Source organism: Alteribacillus sp. JSM 102045 (genome assembly GCF_041949975.1).
GTDB lineage: Bacteria > Bacillota > Bacilli > Bacillales > Marinococcaceae > Alteribacillus.
The window spans coordinates 1-1,290 of record NZ_JBHFQG010000094.1; the positions used below are offsets into that span (position 1 = coordinate 1).

General features: G+C 37.1%; 1 protein-coding gene. It reads left to right on the forward strand.

Annotated features, from left to right (window positions below):
* Positions 1 to 786: 786 nt before the first annotated feature.
* The gene (locus ACE1TI_RS21775; RefSeq protein WP_375009593.1) at positions 787 to 1,203 is read left to right on the forward strand and encodes a nuclease-related domain-containing protein; all 417 of its coding nucleotides are present in this window, start codon (positions 787 to 789) and stop codon (positions 1,201 to 1,203) included.
* Positions 1,204 to 1,290 lie beyond the last annotated feature (87 nt).

The window sequence follows — 1,290 nt, forward strand, 5'->3', positions numbered from 1 at the left end:
AACCGCCCACTTTATTTCTTTAGAATAAACGTTTTTGCCCATGCAAAAACACCTCCGAGAATGTACTTAATTGATTGTACCATTTCGAAGGTGTTTTATATTGTCCCATTATTTTAGGTTAGTCCAAGATGAAGCATCCTGTAAGGGTGCTTTTTTCTTTGTTTAGGAAATTATGTTTTTACAAGTTGTGGATAACTATCTCCATATTGTTTGATCCGCGTCTAGCTTCAGCGCCCAGCCTCTCGGGGTTAAATAACCTCCAGTCATTAAAGGCAAAGAGCGCCTTTCATAACTGAAGAACATTTACCTGTCGAGGCTGTTCAGGGCGCTTGCGCTTTTGTTCCAATTGTTCAAGATAGAAAAACAGGGAGATTGGAGATTATAAAGATTAAATAGCTTTAAACAGTCGTTGTTTAGTTAGCAGAAAGAAATAAGGCAGTGGAGTAATTTTTATGTAAATAATATATAGCTTGAAGGAAAAGCCAAAATCACAAAGAAACTTGATAGTGGGGTATAAGACTAGAATACTATAAGGGGAGTACATGTTAGATAGCGCAGTCTCTGTGAAGGGACTGCTTTGTATGGACGATGTCGCTTTAAATGAATACAGCTCTAGTTCTGCGTTAATTAAAGTTATAAAGAAAGCGACATTTTAAAACAAGCATCCCGGGGCGCTTGTTTTATTTTTTGGTCTTGCATCTTCAGGTTGTCTGCCATACTATGACATTATAACTAGAAATCGATGATGGATAGGACAATAATCATAGATGGGAGAAGGAGTAGTCAATGTTATTATGTTTAAACTTTTTCAAGAAGAAAAGCAGCAATACTTCAACAAAGAAGGCACAAACAGACCCTACAAAAACCAAAAAACAAACGAACAGGTCGCTGCTAGAAAAGGGGGAATTAGGAGAATACAAAATTGACATACAACTTGATCAACTACCGAAAGATTGCCGCTATTTAAGTGATTTGTTAATGAAAAACCCAAAAGCCAAATCCAGGTATTCCCAAATTGATCATGTCGTTATCTGTCCATATGGCATCATTGTCATTGCAACCAAAAACTATCAAGGCACGATATATGGAGGAAAAGACCGAAAAACATGGTCTGTAAATGGAAAGTTTAAGATGATACCGAAGGGGCTATGGACTATCAAAACGAATGGGTTCCAGTCGAATATATCTCTTATGAGTTTTTAAGAAAATCTTGGCAAAAACTGCTTATGGATAAAATGTTGGAATGGTTTCCGCACCATCCAAAAGTAAGGAAGATGGTGGACGATCTTT